Genomic DNA, 21,204 nt, shown 5'->3' with positions numbered 1-21,204 from the left:
GCGGAATTGGATTGAAATTTACCGTAACTTCTCGAGGAGATACACATTCGGATCAATTATGCGAGATGATTAAAAAGGAATTGCAGCTGGGCGAGCTTGTTTTTGATGAAGAAGCCCCTGATATTGTCATAACGGTAGGTGGAGACGGGACACTACTCGAAGCGTTCCATGTTTATGCTCATCGACTAGAAGAGACTGCTTTTGTAGGAATACATACTGGTCATCTCGGTTTTTATGCTGACTGGGTTCCGGAAGAAGTGGAGCATTTGGTTACGCATATTATTAAAACACCTTATCAAATTGTTGAATATCCATTATTAGAAGTTGTTATTCGCTATCGTGATGGAAGAGCTTCAAAAAGGCATCTTGCTTTAAATGAATGTACGGTGAAAAGCACAGAGGGATCGCTTGTATGCAATGTTGAAATTAAAGGAGAAACATTCGAGACATTCCGGGGAGATGGATTGTGTATGTCTACGCCATCAGGAAGTACCGCCTATAATAAAGCGTTGGGCGGAGCGATCCTTCACCCATCACTCGCTTCCATGCAACTTTCTGAAATGGCTTCTATTAATAATCGTGTTTACCGTACGCTCGGTTCACCGCTTGTACTGCCTCAACATCACACATGTTTGTTGAAATTGTTAAATGATGTATCTGTCCAAGTGACAATTGATCACTTTAATATCCCGAATTATGATGAGAATGTCGATACGATTCAATGCCGAGTGGCTGAAGAAAAAGTTCGATTTGCTCGCTTTCGACCTTTTCCTTTTTGGAAACGAGTGAAGGAGTCATTTATAAGTGAATAGGAGAGAATTTAAATGGCGTGTAGATAAATTGGAAGAAGAACTGATCCTACGCGCTTTTTTGCATGAAAAAAAGGGGGTCTCCAAAAGGTTGCTAGCTGCGGTAAAGTACAGAGGTGGAGCACTTGCTGTAAATGGGCAGGCCGTAACCGTCAGACATCAGCTGCAAATAGGAGATGAGGTTACGCTAAAATTACCACCGGAAAATCAAAGTGAACTCATTCTTCCTGAGAACATTGATTTACAAATTTGTTACGAGGATTTAGACTTGCTCATCATTAATAAGCCTGCGCAAATGGCAACAATGCCTTCCATGAACCATCCAAGGCAGACACTGGCAAATGCTGTTTTATTTTACTATAAAGAGACAGGAACGGAAGCGACGTTTCATGCGGTTAATCGACTTGATCGGGGCACAAGTGGCTTGCTAATCATTGCGAAACATCGCTATGCGCATGATTTACTCTCTCAGGCGCAGCAGACAGGACGACTGACGCGCACGTATCAAGCGCTTGTTGCGGGCACGTTAATGGATGAAGGGATCTTTAATGCGCCGATTGGACGGAAACCGACGAGTATTATTGAAAGAATGGTGCGAGAGGATGGGAAAAAAGCCGTAACTCTATATAAATCGCTTGCTTCTTCCGAAGGGTATTCGTTAGTCGAACTCTCATTAAAAACAGGAAGAACCCATCAGATTCGTGTTCACTTATCGGGCGCTGGCTTTCCATTGCTTGGAGACGAATTGTATGGAGGCGATCGCTCGCTTCTAGATCATCAGGCACTCCACTGTAACAGAGTGAAATTACAACATCCCTTTACTAACGAGCCTCTTGTAATTGAATGTAAGTCACCGAGCAGTTGGACACCAATTATTCGCCGAATGAATCTTACGTAAAAAGGTTAGTGATCTCGCTAAGTTTATATGATAAACTATTAGTACCAGATAATAAATTGGAGGGTCTTCAGATGAAAACAATTGATTTAACAAATCGAACCTACGTTGTTATGGGTGTTGCAAATAAACGAAGTATTGCTTGGGCAATCGCACGTTCTTTAGCAGATGCTGGCGCGCGATTAATTTTTACATATGCTGGAGAGCGACTTGAGAAAAATGTCCGGACTCTTGCGGAAACACTTAATGGCGATCATCTTGTGCTTCCATGTGATATAACGGATGATGCTGAGATTGAATCAACGTTTGCAGAAATAAGACAGCAAGTTGGAGTTATACACGGTCTTGCTCACTGTATTGCATTTGCGAACAAGGAAGAACTTGAAGGTGAATATTTAAACGTTACGCGTGATGGTTATTTATTAGCGCAAAACGTAAGCGCCTATTCTTTTACGGGGGTATGTAAAGCTGCTAGACCTTTAATGTCTGAGGGTGGCAGTATTATAACAATGACCTACCTTGGCGGTGAGCGCGTTGTGAAAAATTACAATGTGATGGGTGTTGCCAAAGCAGCGCTTGATGCGAGCGTTATGTATTTAGCAAACGATTTAGGTAAAGATGGAATTCGAGTAAATGCAATCTCTGCAGGACCGATTCGAACATTGGCTGCCAAGGGAATTGGCGGGTTTAATGATGTCTTAAAAGAAATTGAAGAAAAGTCTCCACTTCGTAAAACAACAACGCAAGAAGAGGTAGGCGATACGGCACTCTTCTTAGTAAGTGATTTAGCAAGAGGGATTACCGGTGAAATTATGCATGTAGATGGCGGTTACAATAAATTATCTTTATCCTAATACTTGTTTGAAAGCATAGTGCGTATGTCACTGTGCTTTTTTTGATTTTTGAACGCTACATAAGACACTCACCTACCTCATACATATGTAAAAGAGGAGGTGGCGGTATTCTTACCTTATTTCACTGGTTTTTACTTGTTTTAGCAGCGGGACGATTAACAAGGTTAATTGTGACAGACGATATTATGGAGTGGCTTCGAAAACCTTTTCTTGAGTGGCGAGAAGAGGATGATATCTTGTATGCTTACCCGAAAGGAAAAGGGCTTCAAAAATTTATTGGAGAATTGCTTTCTTGTTATTGGTGTGCCGGGATTTGGGTGGCTGCTTTTTTGTTAACTGGCTTTCTGTTATGGCCTGTTCTTTTTGTTCCATTTGTCGTTTTTTTAAGCATCGCCTACGGTGCCTCCATTATTGAATCAATCCTGAGAAGAGGATAATGCCTACCTTACTTATTCATCACAATGGTGGTGGAGGTGTAGAACAGTTTTTAAAAGGCAAGCTGACAAATCACGCGTATCAGCTTTACAAACAAGGAGAACACTTTATTTTGGTTGGGCCAGCTGCTCGTGCTCAAGCCTTCACATCTTTTCGATCTCTTGTAACTCGTTTATACTTGCTTGGAATTACGGACGTTTTAATTCATCATTTGTGGGGGCATAAGCTTGATGATGTGGAGGCTTTACTTGGTACATTGAATTGTCCCTACTCCATATATTTGCATGATCATTACGCATGCTGCCCTCTTCTATTCTTTGTAACGAGTGAAAATCGCTATTGTGGAATGGAGCTTGATCCAGATTCATGTGATCAATGTGTAAGTTTAGCAACTGGGAATCATATGAGAAGAATAACAACTAAACCAAACCAATCTGTTCGAGAGTGGCGAAGTGAATTTCTTTCCTTATACAAAAAAGCAGAATCGATCATTGCACCTAGTCAATCAACAAGAGAGAATTATTTGCGCTATTTCCCTGAACTTACCATTAAAGTTGAGCCTCATCATGTAGCTAATTTATTTCCGAAAGCAAAAGCGGATTATAGCCACACCGATTTGCACGTTGCCATCATTGGAAATGTTTTTGCGCATAAGGGTGAACAACCATTAGCTGAGTTGTTACATCTAACGCAGAACAAGCCTGTCCGTTTCTTTTCATATGGAAAGATAGCACCGTCTTTACAAAAATACAAAAACATTATTGAAAGAGGAAGTTACAGTCAGGATGTTTTAGGGGCATATTTGCGAAACGACGAGATTGATTTAGTTTGTATACCGTCGTTTTGTCCAGAAACGTTTTCGTTTACAACTCATGAGTCACTGCAATTAGGTTATCCCGTTCTTTGTTTTCGGTTAGGAGCACAAGCGGAAGCGGTGATGAAGAATAATGCAGGCTGGACCGTTAGACCTTTCACGGGTGAAGCTTTATTTAAAAAAGTGATGAGTTTAACAACTGACTTGAATCAAATTAAAATTAAAAAAGAGGAGATGAGCTCTCATTTTAACAAATGAGAGCTCATCTCCTTCACTATTCTGTCGGCTCGTTTTTGAAAGGAATCTCGATTGCTTACAGTCTCGTATCCAGCTAAGGCAACTTTGTTACGCCAAGTTTCGTTTGACAAAGCACACTGAATGGCTTCAAGGCATTGATTGTGAGTGGAGAAAGTGGATAAGCTCTCTTTTTGAAAAAAGGTGTGAATGTCGGGTTTCCATTCAGTTAGTTGAAAAGACTGGCAAGCAGCAATTTCAAATGTTCGATTATTTATGCTTTGTCCAGTCAGAACGCTCTCATTTTCTTTTAGTGTTGCTGGTCGATACGTATTTAATACGACCTTGCTTCGTCTGTATAATGCACCTGTTTCTTTAGGTGGAAGCCATGTAGCGATGTGTTCCGCCTGTTTTGGCAGCTGGTCTTTTTGCCAAGGGCCAGCAACGGCAACTTGTATAGGTTGTTTGCTACAGATTAACTCAAGCAGCTTGACTCGATTAGGATAGGGATAGCCAACAAAACAGAGATCATAGGTTGATTGCCCATTCTTTTTTGGGGGGAAATAACTAGATGGATCAAAACCAAGTGGTAAGTGAACCACAGAACCTTTACTCACTTTTTCATAGGTTGAAACGACGCTTAACTCAACAGTGAAAACAAGTTTAGCAAGCGGTAGAATCATTTTTGAAGACTGCAAAAGATAAGGGTCTTCAGTGAACCAGACGGCTAAGGGCGGAAGTCGATCTTCAACGAAACTAGGGTAAAAAGCTTCTTTAATTTCGTTACCTACTAACATAAAGATCCAGTCAATTCGATGCTGATAACAGAATTGCTCTAGATGAACAGGATGTTTGAACGAACGCAACGGTTTTTCTAAAACGGTGGCATGTGATTTAAAGCCATTCACTAAAGCTGTTTCAAAGCTTGGGTAAACGCCGCCGTAAGATGTTTTAAGGAATAATAAGTTCATGAGAGTGTTAACGCAATCGTATTAAGAGAGGGTTTACCTTCTGTTAACTCTGCCCCGTATAGAAAACCATTCAGCTGAAGTGAAATGGATTTTTGCTCCTTTTTCATGGGAATCACAACCTCAAAATCCGGAAATAAAATAGTTGATTGAGGCGGGATTTCATTTATAGGAGATTTTAGCCAAAATTGTCCAGTTTTCTTTGCCTGTTGATCTGCTTTCTCCTCCACAAAACTCCATGATTCCGTTACACCTTCTCTTGATACAGAGTACTGACTTGCTTTGTTTTTAGAACGTTCAATTCGACCAGAAAGATTGGCATACTCTGGTTTATTAAAGGAGAGGCAAATGACCGGCTCTTGAAACGAAAGATCACCACGGTTTTCAATGACAAAATTCCCTTTTATAAGAAACGGCTCATCATCACTTACTTCAAACGGAGCCATAATGGAATAAGTGAAATAGCAATGCATATCAAAAGAAAGGCCAATCGGTTCTTTAACGGGTTCGCTTGAATCCATGTGTTCTTCCTGTTGGATAATTGTTGGTTGTTTTGTTAATTCCTCTAGTCGATCGGTTAGACTATCAATTATTTGATCTTGCTGAAGCAACCGCTTCGTTTTTTCTGTCAGCAATCGTTCTTGTTTTACCACTTCTGAGCGAAAGTGTAGTAGTTTTTGATTCAGCTGAATGAGCTGTTTGTCTGGTGTATTTATTCGGTTATGTGTCATTACGCTATCGCCTCGCTTTATGAATTAGACTATTGATTTATTCTATGTAAGCACCAGCAAATTAAGAAGAAAAAACAAGAGCCGCTTATGGGAGAGCGGCTCTTGTTATCAGTCTTTACCAGCTGTTGATTTTTTTCCAAAGCCTTTTCCTGGAAAAACGATTGGGCACTGTGGTGGAAATTTGTTTTCTTTGCAAATGACATCAGACACAGGGAATTCGTGTCTTGGTTTGCAATAAGCTGCTTCGATCTCTAAACGAACATCTGCAAACACATGAACATCTAAGCAGAAAGAGAAAGAGATATCAAGTTGTGAAAATGTCGCATCACAAACAATTTCTGCGTCACATTGACCAGCAGAAATGAAGGCATCTACTGATGTTCCTTCTGGTGCGCACAAGTAAAACGTTTGAATCGTAGCAAAATCAATTGGACTTGAAGTGACAATTAGATTTCCTAATTCGTCGAGTACATCAACTTCAATTAATCCTTTTGCCAAAACTTTAACCTTCTCTAAGCAAACTTCTTCGCCATTTGGTAAAGTAACTTCTACTTCCGTACGTCCGAATGGGTTCGTTACTTCATTCGTAAGAAGTGAACTTTCAATTACGCGGCAAACCGTTTGGTAGTTTGGAAATGCTTGAAGTAAAGCACATAGTGAACCTGGACCAGGTGTTGGTGAACCGCTACCTGGGAAGAGAGTAGATAAATCGGGCTCTCTAAAGCTAAGCGTTGGTAAATCCACTTGACGTGTAACCCAATCAAACACCTTAGGTACACTAATGCAAACACTGTGTTTTTCATGCTCGTGACTCATGGAGGGACCTCCTTTTATTTTGACCTAAAAGCAAGCTCTCACTTGTAAGCCGCTAGAAGGTGTTCGGACTACTGTATAGTATGACTTGCGTCTAAATATGTGCGGCTTATTTTAAAAACAAAAACAATCGGTCTCGATAAGGCATAGGATAGAGAGAAGAAAAAGAGTGATGAAAGGAAGTGAGCGAGAATGAACTATAAAAAAGCACGACCAGGCTATTTCGTTAATAAGCAGACACAATCAAAGCCTCAGCAAGGCAATAAAAACAGCACAGGATGTTGTTGTGGAAAGAAAAGACCGAATTAATAAAAGACCATTTACCTTATGAAAAGATAAGGTAAATGGTCTTTCTTTCGTTGAACACTTTTTTTCCTATTGAATAGTGTAAGAGAAATAGGCGACTGCGTAGAAGAGCACGCGAAAAAGGGGTTACGTATTGTGAATCCAAAAGTAGCAATTATTGGTTTAGGTTATGTTGGTTTACCATTAGCGATGTTGTTTGCAGCGAAAGGGTACCAGGTTTTTGGAATTGATCACGATCATAAGAAAGTACAGATGTTAGAAGCGGGTTTATCGTATTTAATGGAAGTATCAAATGAGGAAATCCAGACGTTAACAAACTCCGCTTTTTCAGTATCGACAACATATCAAGCCATTAATGAGGTTGACAGTATTATCCTATGTGTACCAACTCCACTTTCAGAAAGTCAGCTGCCGAATCTTAGCTATGTTCAAACGGCAATCCATGATCTAATACCTTTTATGAAGGAAAATCAACTTGTTGTACTTGAAAGCTCTACTTATCCAGGTTCAACGGAGGAGGTAGTGGTTCCATTATTTAAACGTGCAGGTTTTATTGCAGGAAAGTCAATCGCAATTGGCTATTCTCCTGAGCGAATTGATCCTGGTAATGCGCACTATCGACTCGAAAATATTCCTAAAGTAATTAGTGGAGTGACGTCATCCTGTACAGAAAAAATCATAAATTTGTATAAGCCGATTTTTTCACAACTTGTACCTGTTTCATCTCCAAAAGTTGCTGAGATGGCTAAAATGCTTGAAAATGCCCAGCGGTTCGTAAACCTTACTTTTATGAATGAAATGGCCAGAGTTTGTCACGAATTAGATCTTAACATTTGGGAAGTGATAGAAGCTACGGAAACGAAACCGTATGGGTATTTTCCTTGTAAACCAGGTCCGGGGGTAGGTGGGCATTGCATCCCTGTAGATCCTCTTTATTTAAAATGGAAAGCCAACCAAGCTGGTTGTTTAACTGAATTTATTGATCTCGCAAAGAAAATAAATGACGATCAGCCTTCCTATTTAGTTGAGCGAATTAAAGCTTTGCTCCCACCAGAACAAGGATCTACGGTTTTGTTACTTGGGTTAACGTATAAAGGCGATAGCAATGATCTTCGCGAGTCGGTAGGGCCAATTCTTGCTAAAACACTGGTTGATGAAGGTTTTATTGTTGATGTTTATGATCCGTTTGTGGAAGAGGTAAACCTTGGTACTGTAACAATAAAGTCCACACCTTTTACTACATCCTCATTAAGAAAATATGATTTAGTTGTTTTAGTGACGGATCATTCCAGCTTTCCATATGAAGAGATAGCGAGTGAAAGTAAGCTTGTTTTTGATACAAGGAATTGTTTTAAAAATGGGGTTAGTCATATCCATAAATTGTAGGGGGAGTTTGATGAAGGTCTTTATAACGGGTGGCCTAGGTTTTATTGGTTCCCACTTAACTACGTATTTGTTGGAACAAGGAGAAGAGATTCGTGTTATTGATCAAATTGAAAATGACTCTCTAACAGAACAGTTCTCCTGCTATCCAACGTACACTCAAGTTACAGGACTTGTCGAAGCGGAGAATGTGATGGAGGAGCATATTGCTTGGTGTGATGTCGTTATACACTTAGCGGCAACGTTAGGCGTGCGTACTTGTGTTGAAGATCCCACAAAGATTATTGAAGGGAATTTATTTCCTACTTTAACTATTCTCAAATTAGCAAAGGCCCATAATAAAAAAGTTGTGTTTGCGTCTACTTCTGAAGTATATGGCAAAAGTGAAGACTTGCCTTTTAAAGAATCAGGAAACCGGCTGCTTGGAGCGACCTCAACGCATCGCTGGTGTTATTCCTCTGTTAAAGCACTGGAAGAGCATCTCTTTCTAGCTGCTTTTAAAGAAGGGCTACCTGTCACAATAGTCCGCTATTTTAATGCTTACGGAGCACGGGCAAAAGCAGGAATGTACGGAGGGGTTGTTCCAAAATTTATTACTGCCGCGCTGCACGGTCAACCACTTACTATTTATGGAGATGGAAAGCAAAGTCGTTGCTTTACGTATGTCTTGGATTCAGTAAAGGCAACGACTAAAGCGATTGCAAATCATTGCGATGGCCAAATTATTAATATTGGTTCAAGCCGTGAATTAACAATAAACGAGTTGGCCAAGAAAGTTATTGAGTTAACAGGAAGTAATTCACCTATTTGCTACGTACCACATGAAGAGGCATTTGGAGAAGGTTTTGAAGATATGCAAACGCGAATTCCATCAACCTCGAAAATGGAACAATTACTTAATATGAAGGCGGATACGGACATTGACGATGGCTTACTTGAAACGATTTCCTGGTATCGTTCACTTCTTTGAACGCGTTTTTATACTGCGGGAAAACCAGCTAGAAGTTTCATCTTGGTTTTTCTCAGCCTCTTGGTTTTTCTTTGCGGATGTACTTGAATTTATAAAGACGGAGTCGACTGGATCTTCAGCTTCAACCGGTTCAGCAGGTTTTGTTGTGCTATTTTCTTGCACGGGCAATGAGGCCTGAGACTTACTTGAAGTGGGTTCTGATGGTTTTTGATGTTGATTTTCGTTAACGTCAGATTTCGCCTTTAATTCTTCGTAGAGCAAATGTAATTGTTCATTTTCGTTGCTTAACTCATCGATCATGCTGTAGTGATAATCATTTTTATATCGCTCCAGTTCTTTCTTTAATTTGGCGATTTCAGCTTGGGCGTGAATCAATCGTTGTTGGAGCTGAACAGTTGTTAATCGAGTTGTAGGTTGATTCATATATGTCAGTCCTCTCAACATTATTGTTACTTCAACTATATGTTTAACTAAACAGTTTCATGAGTAATAAGAGGAAAGGACGTGTTAAGTTGATTCAGAAATTTAGTCGACAGAACCAAAATCAACAAAGAAGATCACGTAAACCTTTGGAAAGTAAGAAGGTTGCTCGGGACAAAAGATTTACGCTGGCGGTGATTATTCCTGCGATGAACGAAAGTGATACGATTGGAGGCGTCATTGATGAAATTAACCGCTTAGATCCGAATTACTTGGTTGTTGTTGATAATGGATCGACAGACCAAACCGCAGCAATAGCCACAAATAAAGGTGCAAACGTTGTCCATTACCCGTATCCACTTGGAAATGATGTAGGTCGTGCCCTTGGTGCTATTGAAGTAGAAGCTGATATATACCTGTTTACTGATGCAGATATTGCCATTAAAGCAGAAGCGTATTTACCATTTATTAAAGCAATTGAGATGGGTGACGATGTAAGCATTAATTCAATCGATTGGGTAACGTACTATCAAAAAGCTGATTCCATTTCAGCTGGCCGATATTTCCTTAATTATATCCAAAATCGATCTGATTTACGGGCAGAAAATGTATTGACCATTCCACATGCGCTGAGCCAATCCATTATAAAACGTATATCTGCAGCAGTGCTTGTTAACCCTGTACTCGCAAATTCAATTGCGTTGGAACAGACAGAAAAGGTATCTAGCCCAGGAGCAATTGATGTCTTAAGGATGAATAAGGTACGTAAAAATCATTTTGCAAAACCAGATGAAATCATCTCAACTGGGTTGCAGCGAATGCAAGGAGATACGTATGAGGCATTGCATTATGTCTTAACACGTAGCGGTCGATATAGGCAACAAGCGCTAATTGAGCATGATGAAGAAGAAATAAAGCGAATAAAAGCACAGTGGGATAAAGTATGCACCAAAAAACCTGTTTCCCTTGTTATCCATATTGATGAAACCTTCTGTTCGTCAACAAAGCAACTGATCCAAGTGCTTATGGCAAACGAAACGGTTGAATTAGTTCCTGTTGTTTCAAGCGAGTCGACATCATTCATTGCTTGGCTAGAAGAAATAAAACAGCCCCATCTTCTATATCAACTTAAGCAAGGAGAGGGAGCATCCTATCATTTAGGGTCAATCATTGCCCAAGGAGATAATTTGTTGTTTCACAATGCAAATCAAGAATTATCACTTCATCAAGTCGCTCGTTTTATTGAACAGGCGAGTCTGAACCCTAATGCATGTGTTGTAAATAATCAAGAGCATCAGTATACGACATTAGATGAAATGAATAACGTCTTTATTGGGAATCAATTGATCAACATGGCGAATTCAGGACAGAAATTAATCACCTCTGGTTTTGTGCTACCACCTTTTCTAGTTCCTGCTAAACTGCTGGTCGAGAAGCAGCTCCTTCAAGCCCCTGTCAAATTGCAAGTGGAGTTGTTATTGAAAAATCAATTGTTTGTAACAGGACCATCAGTAGACGTGACCTACCCGTTAAGCACAGGAAAACAACAATCCGTGGAAGCTTTATTAGCTGGTTTTTCTTATCTATTCGATCAGACGAATGAACGAGGCTCTTTTACTGATGAGGGAAGGCGAAGAGAGTTAATTCCCTTTACATTACCAGAAGCTTGTATAGAAGAAACAAGGGAATTGATTGTACAAAGAGTTGAAATAAATCAATCTCTATGACAGGCACGGTGACTAGCGGCTGGGCATAAGGTATGTTGTGGAGGTGTCGCTGTTGATTGAAATTAGTTTGTGTATGATTGTTAAAAATGAAGAGGCTGTACTCGGCAGGTGTTTAGAGAGCGTGGCTGACGTAGTGGATGAGATTGTTATTTTGGATACGGGGTCATCGGATCAAACAAAGGAGATTGCCAAACGTTACACAGACAAAGTTTATTCATTTGAATGGGTTAACCATTTTGCCAAAGCACGTAATACTGCGTTCTCATATGCTTCTAAGCCTTATGTGTTATGGCTAGATGCTGATGATATTCTTAAAGAAAAAGACGCAAAGAAATTAAAACAACTAAAATCAACGATACAACCAGAAGTCGATGCGGTTTCAATGGATTACCACCTGGCCTTTGATCAGAATGGAGCAGTAACATCGAGTATTAGACGATTTCGCTTAGTGAAAAAAGAAAATCAATTTAAATGGCATGGAGCTGTGCATGAATACCTAGAAGTCTTTGGACATCTTGAACATAGTGAGATTGCCGTGACGCATCTATCTGTTGACGATGGACATGATTTAACACGCAATCTAGAGATCTATGAAGGTATGAAACAAAACAATCAAGAGTTTACCCCAAGAGATTTGCTTTATTACGCCAATGAATTAACTGATCACCGCAGGTTTGAAGATGCCATAAATTATTACATTAAATTTATTGCATCTGAAAAGGGATGGTCTGAGGATGTTATTCGTGCATGCAATAAGCTAGCGGATTGTTACAGTAATTTAGGTATCAGTGAAAAAGCAAAAGATTGGTCGTTTCGAGCATTAGAATATGGGAAGCCTAAACCTGAAACATGTTGCAGGATTGGCCATATTTATATGGAGAAACAATTATTCTCTGATGCAGTCTACTGGTATGAACAAGCAATTGCAAATAAGGAGGAAAATGCATACTTTCAAAATGTTGCTTGTGAAACTTGGATTCCTCATTTGCAACTTGCCGTTTGTTACGACAAACTTGGATTACACGAAGAAGGTAGCAAACATAATGAATTAGCAGGAACGTTTTTACCGAATGATGAACGCGTTGCATACAATCGGAATTACTTTAAAGACAAATTAGCGCTTCTTAAGGCGGATGATTGACTGGTAGATTTGACTATCATCGGCAATAGTCGAGAAGTCAAATCCAAACTTCTGACCTAATAAGCGCAATTCATAAAAGAACGTTCGTACATTCACATCAGTCGGTACATGAGTAGAAAACTGTTGTCGAACATCATATTCCTGTTGTGGGAATAACGATAAAATGGTTTGTGGTGTAAAGAAACGCAAATGGGTTTTGTCTAGAATACCAGCACTTGTGTAATCAAACCGACCCATTAATAAAGGAAGTAAAGCTTCAGCATGTGAAATATTAGGAATGCTAGCAATGATGGATCCGCCTTGTTTTAAGAAAGTCGCATAGTGCTTCACAATCTTCCACGGATCTTTTAAATGTTCGAGCACATCGGCGAACAATAGAACATCAAATGAATCAGGTTCAAAGGTAGGTAACTCGTTATCTAGATCCAGTACGGATATATGTTCATAGTAGCTTGAAGCCACCTTGGCCATATCTGGGTTGCCTTCGATTCCTGACAAGCGACAGTTCTGACGATTAATTAGCTCCAAGCCTGTAGCGCCCGCTCCACAACCAATGTCCAAAACGCGTTTAGCATCTTTTGGGACCAAGTCAACGAGTTCGGGGCGGGCATGCATGAAATACGTTACATCTATGCCCCATTTTGCAACATACCTTGCTCGATTTTCTAAGTAAGTTTGATTGAAATTTATTTCAGGACTTCCAGTAAATGTAGCATGCCCATGGTGATGTACATGGGTATCAAGTGCAATGGCCAGTTTAAACCCAGCAGAAACTGCTCGCAAGCAATAATCATCATCCTCAAAGGAACCAATAGCAAATTGTTCGTCAAACCCACCGATCTTTTCAATGACTGTACGTTTAACAAGGAGACAGAAGCCAACAAGGCGCAACACATATTTGTGTTGTTGATCGTATTTTTTTCTTCTTTTCTTTGCGTACTCATCTACTTGATCAAGACTTGTATAGGGATCGTCAATTAATTGTGAACCACTTACATAATTACTCATGGGCCCGACCATTCCAATTGTCTTTTCTGAGTGAAGGAGCTTTCTTAAGCGCACAAGCCAATTATCTGTGACGATTGTATCATTATTTAAGAAGAGAATGTCTTCTCCTTTCGCCATTTTTACCCCTTGATTACAGGCTTTAGCAAATCCTTGATTTGTTTGGTTCTCAATAAATGTAATTCGATTCTCTTTGTTCAAATGAGCTTGAGTTCCGTCAGTTGAGCCGTTATCAACAATAATAATTTCGGTTTCAGACAGGTCCGTATGTTTAAACAGACTAGTTAAACATAGCTTTGTCAGTTCTAACTGGTTATACGTAAGGATAACAATACTCGTTTTCATGATTCATCCCTGCCTTTCGTTTGCCAGTCTAGCTATTGTATAAATCATCCTTATCAGTTTATGCAGAGGTAAGTTGTACTAGTCCAGAGGAAAAAGCAGCCTTCATGAAGAAGAGCTGCTTTTTAATAATGGACGCAGAAACCGAGAGGGAAAGCTGCGATTGTCTCTGTAATGAGTAGGAACAGAAAGGAAAACGTTTTTAATAGCTCTTGTGATCGCCACATACATCAGACGGCGTTCCTCTTGTAACGGCTTTTCGTCTCCCTCACGTAAGGCGTCAAGAGCGTATTCATGAGGGATGCTACGATCGACACAACCTAAAATATAGACATAATTAAATTCTAAGCCTTTCGAGCGATGAACGGTCATAAGCTGAATGCCATCTGGAGAAGTTTCGAGTGATGAAGAATGTTTAGCAATAACATGATCTGCATGATTTAAAAAAGCCTCAATCGTTTCAAACTGTTTAGCAATGACCTTAAGCTGTTTAAAATCATCGCTGCCTTTTTCCATCTTATTGCCCTCTTGACCTTGTTTACGCATGGTATCTTTAAACCCAAGCTCATTTTCGATAAATGTTAATGCTTCGTATGGTTTTAATTGTGTTAATTTACGACATTGCATGGGGAGCTCTCTTAATTTCTTTTGTTGAAATGGGAGGAGGTCACTTAGAAATGAAAACGAATCAAGTAACGTGCAGCCACGCTGTTGTTGGATTTGTTTTAATTCAATTTGTTTGTCTTGTCGAATAAATAAAGCTTGCAACAGATCTTGAATAACAATATTGCTGTCCTCATTTAATGAAATTCTAAAAAAAGATAGTGCGCGCCGAATAAGAGGTCTTTCATAAAAGCAATCAGGCTTTTGATCAATAGAAAAGGGAATGTTTGAATCAAGCAATCGTTCTAACAAAGCTCGTACACTTACATTTGTCCTGTAAAGAATCGCTATTTCACTTAATAAGCAACCTTGATTGAGCTTTTGATAAATATCTTCAATCACCATTGTTGCTTCTTCCTCTTCATTCAATGGATAAAAGAACAGTGGTTTATCCTTTGAATCTTCTTGAGCGAGCAGTTGCTTGTCTAAACGGTCTAGGTTCTTCTCAATTACACGCTCTGCAGATGCCACAATCGGATGGGTTGATCGATAGTTTGCACTGAGATGAATGGTTTTAGCAGCTGGATATATAGTAGTAAATAGTTGAATATATTCTGGGTTACTTCCCCTAAAACCATAAATGGATTGGTCGTCATCCCCGACCACACATAAATGTTGATGGGGCTGTGCTAATAATTTGATGATCTCAAATTGGATTTTATTAATATCTTGAAATTCATCAATCGATAAGTAGGTAAACCGTTGTTGATAACGCTCCAATAAATGTCTGCTTTCTTGGAGTAAGTTGAGGCAACCTACTAGAACGTCATCGAAATCAAATAAGGTTAATGCTTCTTTTCGGTCTTCGAAACGTTTATAAAGGCCCAAGCATTTTTCTTCAAACGGTGTTTTTGGAGAAATAGAAGAAGGGAGAAGCATATGATTTTTCCACCAACTAATTTGCGTAAGCGCTTGGTCATACGCAAACGTACTCTCGTCTAGTCCTAATTCAGTTCCTACTTCTTTCAATAGGGATTGGGGCCATTTTAACAAATGGGACATGTCCCATTTTTGCGGGTTAGCATGTTGAAGCATTTGGATAAACAAGCTGTGGAATGTACGGACAAGTAGTTGGTGTGCAACTTTAGTTGTCACTCCTGGATATAAGCGCATTCGTTCACGCATTTCTTTAGCTGCTTTCGCAGTGAACGTTACGAGTGCCATTTGATTAACGGGAATATGTACTTCGGTTAACATATATGCAGCTCGAGCAGTAAGCACACGGGTTTTGCCGCTCCCCGCACCAGCAAGCAAGAGCAGGGGGCCTTGAGTGTGTGTGACTGCTTCCCATTGATTGTGATCAAAAGAGAGGTTTGCATCCAATAACTGCTGACGATAAGGACTATAGCTAGCTTTCTTATTATTTGAGGGAACGAAAGTTGGAATGGAAGAAACAGGATCTGGACTTTTCCATTGATTCTCAACTTGATTAATTTCGGTTCTTCTTGGAAGAATAAAGCCGTGTACTGTTTTTCGGTCTTCCGTCTTTTTTTGCGATTGTTCATATGCTTTCACTTGTTGTTCACAGTCAAATGATGACGTAACTGTATGATGAAAAGAAGGTTCTTCATATATGGAAAAAGTCATTTTTAATGGGTCTCCGCAATGAAGACAAGTGACTGAGCCGCGCCGACTTGCTAAATAGAGCTTGTGCCATTGCTCTCGATCGAATGTTGGTAAATAAACGGGTTGTTTCAAATAAAGTGCTGTTTTCATGAAAGCTCCTTTCAAAACAATATCGTATCAATGAAAGGAACATGCTGCAATAAAAAAGTAGCTAAGTGAGAGGTGAGATATGAACAAGAATCAAAAAAAGAATTGTGAACTTTGTGGAAGAATGAATGTAAAGACAACTGTACATCATCTTCTTCCAAAAGAAGAAGGGGGCTTGTTTGGTCCAACAGCACATCTCTGTATTCCGTGCCATAAGCAAATTCATGCTCTCTATACAAACAAAGAAATTGCAGCGCGTCTAACGACTGTAGAAAACTTAAGAAGAGACGAATCACTGAACAAATTTATAAAATGGATTAGAAAACAGCCTGCAGACACGATACCGAGAACTAAAAAATCAACTATAAGAAAAAAAGGAAAACGGTAGGAGGATTTTGTTTATTGGAGTCGAATGATGTTAGTAGGAAAAACGAGGAGGGATGTGCTTGACTGATATTGAACGAACAAGTAAGGATTTAATAAATGAAGCCATTCTTTTAGGAGCAACAGATATACATTTCATGCCGCTAAAAAATGGTTACCAATGCCGATATCGAGTAGCCGGATCGTTAACAATGGGGAGCTTTTATCAACAAGACATAGCCGAAAAAATGATTAACTACCTTAAATATAGTGTGGGTATGGATATTGGCGAACGTCGTAAATCCCAGAGTAAGTCAATGCTTTATACCCATCAATCTACTTCTTTTACACTTCGATTCTCCACTTTACCTGCATCACCTACTGAAAGCTTAGCTATCCGAATTGCCCCTTTTACATCACCATATTTATTACAATCCTTATCCTTTTTTCAAGCGGATCAATCTCACTTAAGTCGAATTTCACTTTTAAATGAAGGTCTAGTTTTAATAACTGGTGCAACAGGTTCAGGAAAAACAACGACTATTTACGCTTTGTTGGAAGAATTTAAAAAAAGGGATCAAGCAATCATTATTTCAATAGAGGATCCTGTAGAACGTCCGTTAGAAGGTGTTATTCAAATGGAGGTTAATGAAAAAGCAGGCATTACCTTTACTCATGCTCTACAGGCTATTCTTAGGCATGACCCTGATATAATCGTGATTGGAGAGATTCGTGATGAGCAAACTGCGGTATTAGCGATTCAAGCAGCAATGACGGGACATCTAGTGTTAGCAAGTTTACATGCTACTAATGCATTTTTATCGTTTATGCGTTTAACAGAGCTAGGTGTGACCAATGGTTTCGACTGTATTAAAGCTGTTGTACATCAAAAGTTAGCTGTTATTAAAGGAACAACCATGAGGTTTTCAGTCTACGATTGGCTCGTAGGTGATGATTTAGTTCAGGCTATTAAGGGGGTAAAACCAAAAAGGTCAAATTGTACTTCCCTAAAGCGAGCATGGGCAATCAAGGCAATCGACACTGAAGAATGTTTACGATTACTATAATGGATGAAAGGCGTGGCTCCTTGAAAATTAAGAAGAAAATAAGAAGTACAGATGAACATATCCTATTTATAAGACGATTAGGTGAATTGTTGTCTAAAGGTTACGAGATTGAGCAAGCCTTGCGCTTTTTGCATGTCCAAGCATCTAGTAACCTGCAAGCAAATATAGAGTTTATTCGGAATGAGTTAAAAAGAGGTTCAAGTGTTTGTGCTAGCTTAAACAGTCTGAACCTAGCTGGAGAAATTCAATCGTTTATTTATTTTTATGAAGAACAAGGTAGGCTGGCAGAAGGGTTAGTTGAGGCAGCTCACCTTGCCCAAAAAAGAACGATATTAAAAAAACAGTTTCAAAAACTGTTAAGATATCCCGTATTTCTAATCTGGGGAGTTGTGATTGCCTTAATTATAGTGAATCAATTTATTGTTCCACACTTTATATCATTGTTTCAAACCATGCAAAACTCACCCCCATTACTGACACGCCTGTTTTTTTCTTTTTTGTCCATCTTCCCCTATGTAGCACTATTTTTATTCATAGTAGGAGCTATTTGCGCCTATATCATCACCCAAAAATATAAGACAAAATCTGCTCATGAAAAAATGGCAGTTCTATTAAAACTGAACCAATCAAAGATTGTTGTTCAGCAACTTGTTTCTTATTTTTTCTCCATGCAGCTTGGCCGTTTGCTTTCCACCGGTATGACGATACAACAAGCTCTATCCATTTTTGAAAAACAGAATTATTTAGCTTTTTTTCGTCAGGAAGCCTATTATATGAGGACGGCTTTAATGAAAGGTGATGCGCTATTCACTTATATAGGTAATCGAGATTATTATACAAATGAGCTAGCAATTATTGTTGAAAACGGAATGAAAACAGGGAAAGTAGCAGAGGATTTACAGTATTATAGTCAGTGGCTTTTTCAAGAAATTGAAGAAACGATCCAAAAAAGAATGGCGATTATGCAGCCGTTTTTACTAATAGGCGTTGGAGGATTTATTTTAATGTTGTTTTTAGTTGTGATGCTCCCGATGTATGAAATGATTGATTCAATGTAAGAGCAAACTTGCTATCAGCTTTCATTATAGGTACAATAAGAAGTAGATTTCAGAAAAGAATTGAACGGCAAAAAAAATAATAAAAAAACCTTGTTATTTTAAATGAGCTATGATATATTATTAAATGTCGCTGGCGTTACTCGCCATGGCATTACATATTGTAATAGGGGGCCTTAGCTCAGCTGGGAGAGCGCCTGCTTTGCACGCAGGAGGTCAGCGGTTCGATCCCGCTAGGCTCCACTTTTTCTCGGAGGAATACCCAAGTTCGGCTGAAGGGATCGGTCTTGAAAACCGACAGGCGGGTCAAACCGCGCGGGGGTTCGAATCCCTCTTCCTCCTCCATTTTCAGCAAAGTTTATTATAGTTATAGCAACGCAAAGTATCATTTATAATCGTCGCGGGGTGGAGCAGTCTGGTAGCTCGTCGGGCTCATAACCCGAAGGTCGGTGGTTCAAATCCGCCCCCCGCAACCAATCTTGGGCTATAGCCAAGCGGTAAGGCAACGGATTTTGATTCCGTCATTCCCTGGTTCGATCCCAGGTAGCCCAGCCATTTTATGCGGAAGTAGTTCAGTGGTAGAACACCACCTTGCCAAGGTGGGGGTCGCGAGTTCGAATCTCGTCTTCCGCTCTCTGTTCTTTCGTTTGAATAGGTGGCGCAGTTAGTAACATAGGAGAACAACAATTGGATTATGATTGATTAACATGCGGGTGTAGTTTAGTGGTAAAACCTCAGCCACGAGCAAAGCTTCAGTGAGATTGCTACGAGTTGTCTCGACGGATTTACTTCATGGAGTAAACTTGTAGAGGAAGAGACATGATCAGGCGTTAGGTAGCATTATGAAAATCATATTATTAACATGCGGGTGTAGTTTAGTGGTAAAACCTCAGCCTTCCAAGCTGATGATGTGAGTTCGATTCTCATCACCCGCTTTATCTTTTTTTGTAGGGGCCTGTAGCTCAGCTGGTTAGAGCGCACGCCTGATAAGCGTGAGGTCGGTGGTTCGAGTCCACTCAGGCCCATCACCTTACTAAAATTGGTAAGTGTTTTTTTATTTGGGGAAGTACCCAAGTGGCTGAAGGGGCGCCCCTGCTAAGGGTGTAGGTCGCGCGAGCGGCGCGAGGGTTCAAATCCCTCCTTCTCCGTATGTAAGTTTATAAAGCTAAGCGGGTGTGGCGGAATTGGCAGACGCGCTAGACTTAGGATCTAGTGTCTTTATGACGTGGGGGTTCAAGTCCCTTCACCCGCACTATTGAAAAAAGCTTCACGCATTTGCGTGAAGCTTTTTTCAATAGTGCTGTATTATTTATTTGTTAATTTCTTGTGTGGATTAGGAACATCATCAAAACCACCTGGGTGAAATGGATGGCATTTTAATAACCGTTTTAACGTTAAAAACCCACCTTTCCACGCGCCAAACCTTTGAATCGCTTCTATTCCATATTGAGAGCATGTTGGATAGAAACGGCATGAAGGCGGGGTTAATGGAGAAATAAAGCGCCTATAAAAGCGTATGAGAGCTAGCAATACCATTTTCATATGGGGAAATCCTTTCACTGTCCTATTTTGTAAGTATAACAAATTAACTAAGAACTTAAAAACAAGAAGCCACCGCAAAGGTATTAAATAGATTTCGACATTTGCGTCTTTTTTGAAGGAATAACAGAGAAAAGGTCGAATAATGTTATTGAAGCTAATAGAAAGGGGGATAGGGTAACTGGAGCGTCACCATAAAACATTAAAGAGGTGAGTAATGAAAAAGAAACGAAGCAATGAAAAAGGTTTTACCTTAATTGAAATGCTCGTTGTACTGATGATTATCTCTGTTTTATTGTTAATTGCACTCCCGAATATGTCAAAAAATACGGATATGGCTGGCGATAAGAGTTGTGAAGCAACCCGTAAACTGGTTCAAACGCAAGTAGCCGCATATGAAGTCGAACACGGTTCAATCCCTCAAAGCATTGATGTCCTGATTGAAGAAGGCTATATTGACCAAGTGAGCTGTGCCTCCGGTAAACGAATTGTTTTAAATGGCAAAACCGTTAGTATCTCGCAATGAACAAAGGGTTTACCCTCATCGAATGTCTGTTAACTCTCCTATTACTATCCATTCTTTTATTACTTCCTACATTATTTTCAAATTCAAATCATTTGCAAAAGGACGAACGTGTCACAATCGAAAAACTGCGTAATGACCTTGTATATGCTCAACACTTGGCAATGACAGAAGGAAAAAGGGTAACCGTTTTATTTGAAGGGAATGAGCTTATTCTTTTTTACAATCGTGCTGAGCAATTCCGATTTCACTATGAGCATGAAATCCAGTTGAAATCAATCACAATGAGTATGAATGATATCGTTTTCTTAGCAAATGGCCACCCACATAAAGCTGGATCGTGGGATGTATTTACAGATCATATACACGCTCGATTTTCCATTCAAATTGGAAAAGGGAGGATTGTTTATCGCGAACAATAAAGGATTTATTTT

The 21,204-nt window shown here is 39.6% G+C and carries 21 protein-coding genes and 9 tRNA genes; 23 read left to right on the top strand and 7 right to left on the bottom strand.

Going from position 1 to position 21,204, the window contains the following annotated elements; translation table 11 throughout:
- The first annotated feature begins 11 nt into the window (after window positions 1-11).
- From JOC54_RS17685 to JOC54_RS17665, 5 genes are all read left to right on the top strand, one after another.
- Window positions 12-812 (top strand): NAD kinase, encoded by an 801-nt coding sequence (locus tag JOC54_RS17685; protein WP_204467921.1) that lies wholly within the window; start codon window positions 12-14, stop codon window positions 810-812.
- Window positions 805-1,707, top strand: coding sequence for an RluA family pseudouridine synthase (locus JOC54_RS17680; protein ID WP_204467919.1), 903 nt, complete (start codon window positions 805-807; stop codon window positions 1,705-1,707). Before JOC54_RS17685 ends, JOC54_RS17680 begins: the two co-directional genes overlap by 8 nt.
- Window positions 1,708-1,778: 71 nt before the next feature.
- Window positions 1,779-2,558 carry an enoyl-ACP reductase FabI gene (gene fabI / locus JOC54_RS17675; protein ID WP_204467916.1) on the top strand — a complete coding sequence of 260 codons (780 nt, stop codon included), beginning with the start codon at window positions 1,779-1,781 and terminating at the stop codon, window positions 2,556-2,558.
- A gap of 59 nt (window positions 2,559-2,617) precedes the next feature.
- A complete protein-coding gene (locus JOC54_RS23250) occupies window positions 2,618-2,995 on the top strand; it encodes a DUF1360 domain-containing protein (protein WP_367617822.1) in 378 nt (125 codons plus the stop codon).
- Window positions 2,995-4,065, top strand: coding sequence for a glycosyltransferase (locus tag JOC54_RS17665; RefSeq protein WP_204467913.1), 1,071 nt, complete (start codon window positions 2,995-2,997; stop codon window positions 4,063-4,065). The genes JOC54_RS23250 and JOC54_RS17665 overlap by 1 nt, the downstream gene beginning before the upstream one ends.
- On the opposite strand, the gene JOC54_RS17660 is transcribed toward JOC54_RS17665, so the two are convergent.
- The 3 genes from JOC54_RS17660 to JOC54_RS17650 form a co-directional block, all read right to left on the bottom strand.
- A complete protein-coding gene (locus JOC54_RS17660; RefSeq protein ID WP_204467911.1) occupies window positions 4,050-5,012 on the bottom strand; it encodes a CgeB family protein in 963 nt (320 codons plus the stop codon). The two genes, JOC54_RS17665 and JOC54_RS17660, sit on opposite strands and share 16 nt — an antisense overlap.
- Complete coding sequence (locus tag JOC54_RS17655; RefSeq protein ID WP_204467908.1) at window positions 5,009-5,740, bottom strand: hypothetical protein; 732 nt, start codon at window positions 5,738-5,740, stop codon at window positions 5,009-5,011. Before JOC54_RS17655 ends, JOC54_RS17660 begins: the two co-directional genes overlap by 4 nt.
- A gap of 108 nt (window positions 5,741-5,848) precedes the next feature.
- Window positions 5,849-6,556 carry a BMQ_0737 family morphogenetic spore coat protein gene (locus JOC54_RS17650; protein WP_035420072.1) on the bottom strand — a complete coding sequence of 236 codons (708 nt, stop codon included), beginning with the start codon at window positions 6,554-6,556 and terminating at the stop codon, window positions 5,849-5,851.
- A 438-nt stretch (window positions 6,557-6,994) separates the two neighbouring features.
- Between JOC54_RS17650 and JOC54_RS17645 the strand changes: the two genes are divergently transcribed.
- Window positions 6,995-8,245 carry a nucleotide sugar dehydrogenase gene (locus JOC54_RS17645; RefSeq protein ID WP_204467906.1) on the top strand — a complete coding sequence of 417 codons (1,251 nt, stop codon included), beginning with the start codon at window positions 6,995-6,997 and terminating at the stop codon, window positions 8,243-8,245.
- A gap of 10 nt (window positions 8,246-8,255) precedes the next feature.
- Entirely contained in the window at window positions 8,256-9,212 is a 957-nt protein-coding gene (locus tag JOC54_RS17640) for an NAD-dependent epimerase/dehydratase family protein (protein ID WP_204467903.1), read from the top strand.
- On the opposite strand, the gene JOC54_RS17635 is transcribed toward JOC54_RS17640, so the two are convergent.
- Entirely contained in the window at window positions 9,201-9,635 is a 435-nt protein-coding gene (locus tag JOC54_RS17635; RefSeq protein WP_204467901.1) for a hypothetical protein, read from the bottom strand. The two genes, JOC54_RS17640 and JOC54_RS17635, sit on opposite strands and share 12 nt — an antisense overlap.
- An 89-nt stretch (window positions 9,636-9,724) precedes the next feature.
- Between JOC54_RS17635 and JOC54_RS17630 the strand changes: the two genes are divergently transcribed.
- Window positions 9,725-11,359, top strand: coding sequence for a glycosyltransferase (locus JOC54_RS17630; RefSeq protein WP_204467898.1), 1,635 nt, complete (start codon window positions 9,725-9,727; stop codon window positions 11,357-11,359).
- A 52-nt stretch (window positions 11,360-11,411) separates the two neighbouring features.
- Window positions 11,412-12,500, top strand: a complete 1,089-nt coding sequence (locus JOC54_RS17625; RefSeq protein WP_200870821.1) for a glycosyltransferase — start codon at window positions 11,412-11,414, stop codon at window positions 12,498-12,500.
- Here JOC54_RS17625 and JOC54_RS17620 read toward each other — a convergent pair.
- Together JOC54_RS17620 and JOC54_RS17615 are read right to left on the bottom strand one after the other, a co-directional pair.
- Window positions 12,474-13,850: a glycosyltransferase gene (locus JOC54_RS17620; protein WP_204467896.1), complete on the bottom strand. Its 1,377-nt coding sequence runs from the start codon at window positions 13,848-13,850 to the stop codon at window positions 12,474-12,476. The two genes, JOC54_RS17625 and JOC54_RS17620, sit on opposite strands and share 27 nt — an antisense overlap.
- Before the next feature lie 102 nt (window positions 13,851-13,952).
- On the bottom strand, window positions 13,953-16,226 hold the full coding sequence (locus JOC54_RS17615) for an ATP-dependent helicase (protein WP_204467894.1): 2,274 nt from the start codon (window positions 16,224-16,226) through the stop codon (window positions 13,953-13,955).
- Between the two features lie 79 nt (window positions 16,227-16,305).
- Here JOC54_RS17615 and hlpB point away from each other — a divergent pair, with 79 nt between their 5' ends.
- The 12 genes from hlpB (at window position 16,306) to JOC54_RS17555 (ending at window position 19,960) form a co-directional block, all read left to right on the top strand.
- Window positions 16,306-16,611 carry an HNH nuclease-like protein HlpB gene (gene hlpB, locus JOC54_RS17610; RefSeq protein ID WP_204467892.1) on the top strand — a complete coding sequence of 102 codons (306 nt, stop codon included), beginning with the start codon at window positions 16,306-16,308 and terminating at the stop codon, window positions 16,609-16,611.
- Window positions 16,612-16,669: 58 nt separating this feature from the next.
- On the top strand, window positions 16,670-17,653 hold the full coding sequence (locus tag JOC54_RS17605; protein WP_204467890.1) for an ATPase, T2SS/T4P/T4SS family: 984 nt from the start codon (window positions 16,670-16,672) through the stop codon (window positions 17,651-17,653).
- A 20-nt stretch (window positions 17,654-17,673) separates the two neighbouring features.
- The gene (gene comGB / locus JOC54_RS17600) at window positions 17,674-18,711 is read left to right on the top strand and encodes a competence type IV pilus assembly protein ComGB (protein ID WP_204467887.1); all 1,038 of its coding nucleotides are present in this window, start codon (window positions 17,674-17,676) and stop codon (window positions 18,709-18,711) included.
- 167 nt (window positions 18,712-18,878) lie between these two features.
- Window positions 18,879-18,951, top strand: a tRNA-Ala gene (locus JOC54_RS17595).
- Between the two features lie 9 nt (window positions 18,952-18,960).
- Window positions 18,961-19,053 (top strand) — tRNA-Ser (locus JOC54_RS17590).
- 54 nt (window positions 19,054-19,107) lie between these two features.
- Window positions 19,108-19,184: transfer RNA gene (locus tag JOC54_RS17585), tRNA-Met, on the top strand.
- Window positions 19,185-19,188: 4 nt separating this feature from the next.
- Window positions 19,189-19,263 (top strand) — tRNA-Gln (locus JOC54_RS17580).
- A 6-nt stretch (window positions 19,264-19,269) separates the two neighbouring features.
- Window positions 19,270-19,341: transfer RNA gene (locus JOC54_RS17575), tRNA-Gly, on the top strand.
- A 231-nt stretch (window positions 19,342-19,572) separates the two neighbouring features.
- Window positions 19,573-19,643 (top strand) — tRNA-Gly (locus tag JOC54_RS17570).
- 16 nt (window positions 19,644-19,659) lie between these two features.
- Window positions 19,660-19,733 (top strand) — tRNA-Ile (locus tag JOC54_RS17565).
- A 35-nt stretch (window positions 19,734-19,768) separates the two neighbouring features.
- Window positions 19,769-19,856, top strand: a tRNA-Ser gene (locus tag JOC54_RS17560).
- Between the two features lie 21 nt (window positions 19,857-19,877).
- Window positions 19,878-19,960, top strand: a tRNA-Leu gene (locus tag JOC54_RS17555).
- A 53-nt stretch (window positions 19,961-20,013) separates the two neighbouring features.
- Here the strand turns inward: JOC54_RS17555 and yidD are convergent.
- Complete coding sequence (yidD, locus tag JOC54_RS17550) at window positions 20,014-20,250, bottom strand: membrane protein insertion efficiency factor YidD (RefSeq protein WP_035420085.1); 237 nt, start codon at window positions 20,248-20,250, stop codon at window positions 20,014-20,016.
- Between the two features lie 214 nt (window positions 20,251-20,464).
- Here yidD and comGC point away from each other — a divergent pair, with 214 nt between their 5' ends.
- Entirely contained in the window at window positions 20,465-20,773 is a 309-nt protein-coding gene (gene comGC / locus JOC54_RS17545) for a competence type IV pilus major pilin ComGC (protein ID WP_035420088.1), read from the top strand.
- A complete protein-coding gene (comGD, locus tag JOC54_RS17540; protein ID WP_054793106.1) occupies window positions 20,770-21,192 on the top strand; it encodes a competence type IV pilus minor pilin ComGD in 423 nt (140 codons plus the stop codon). Before comGC ends, comGD begins: the two co-directional genes overlap by 4 nt.
- Window positions 21,193-21,204 lie beyond the last annotated feature (12 nt).

The sequence above is a fragment of the Shouchella xiaoxiensis genome, assembly GCF_016907895.1.
Taxonomy (GTDB): domain Bacteria; phylum Bacillota; class Bacilli; order Bacillales; family Bacillaceae_D; genus Shouchella; species Shouchella xiaoxiensis.
This window is presented reverse-complemented; position numbering and strand designations above follow the sequence as displayed.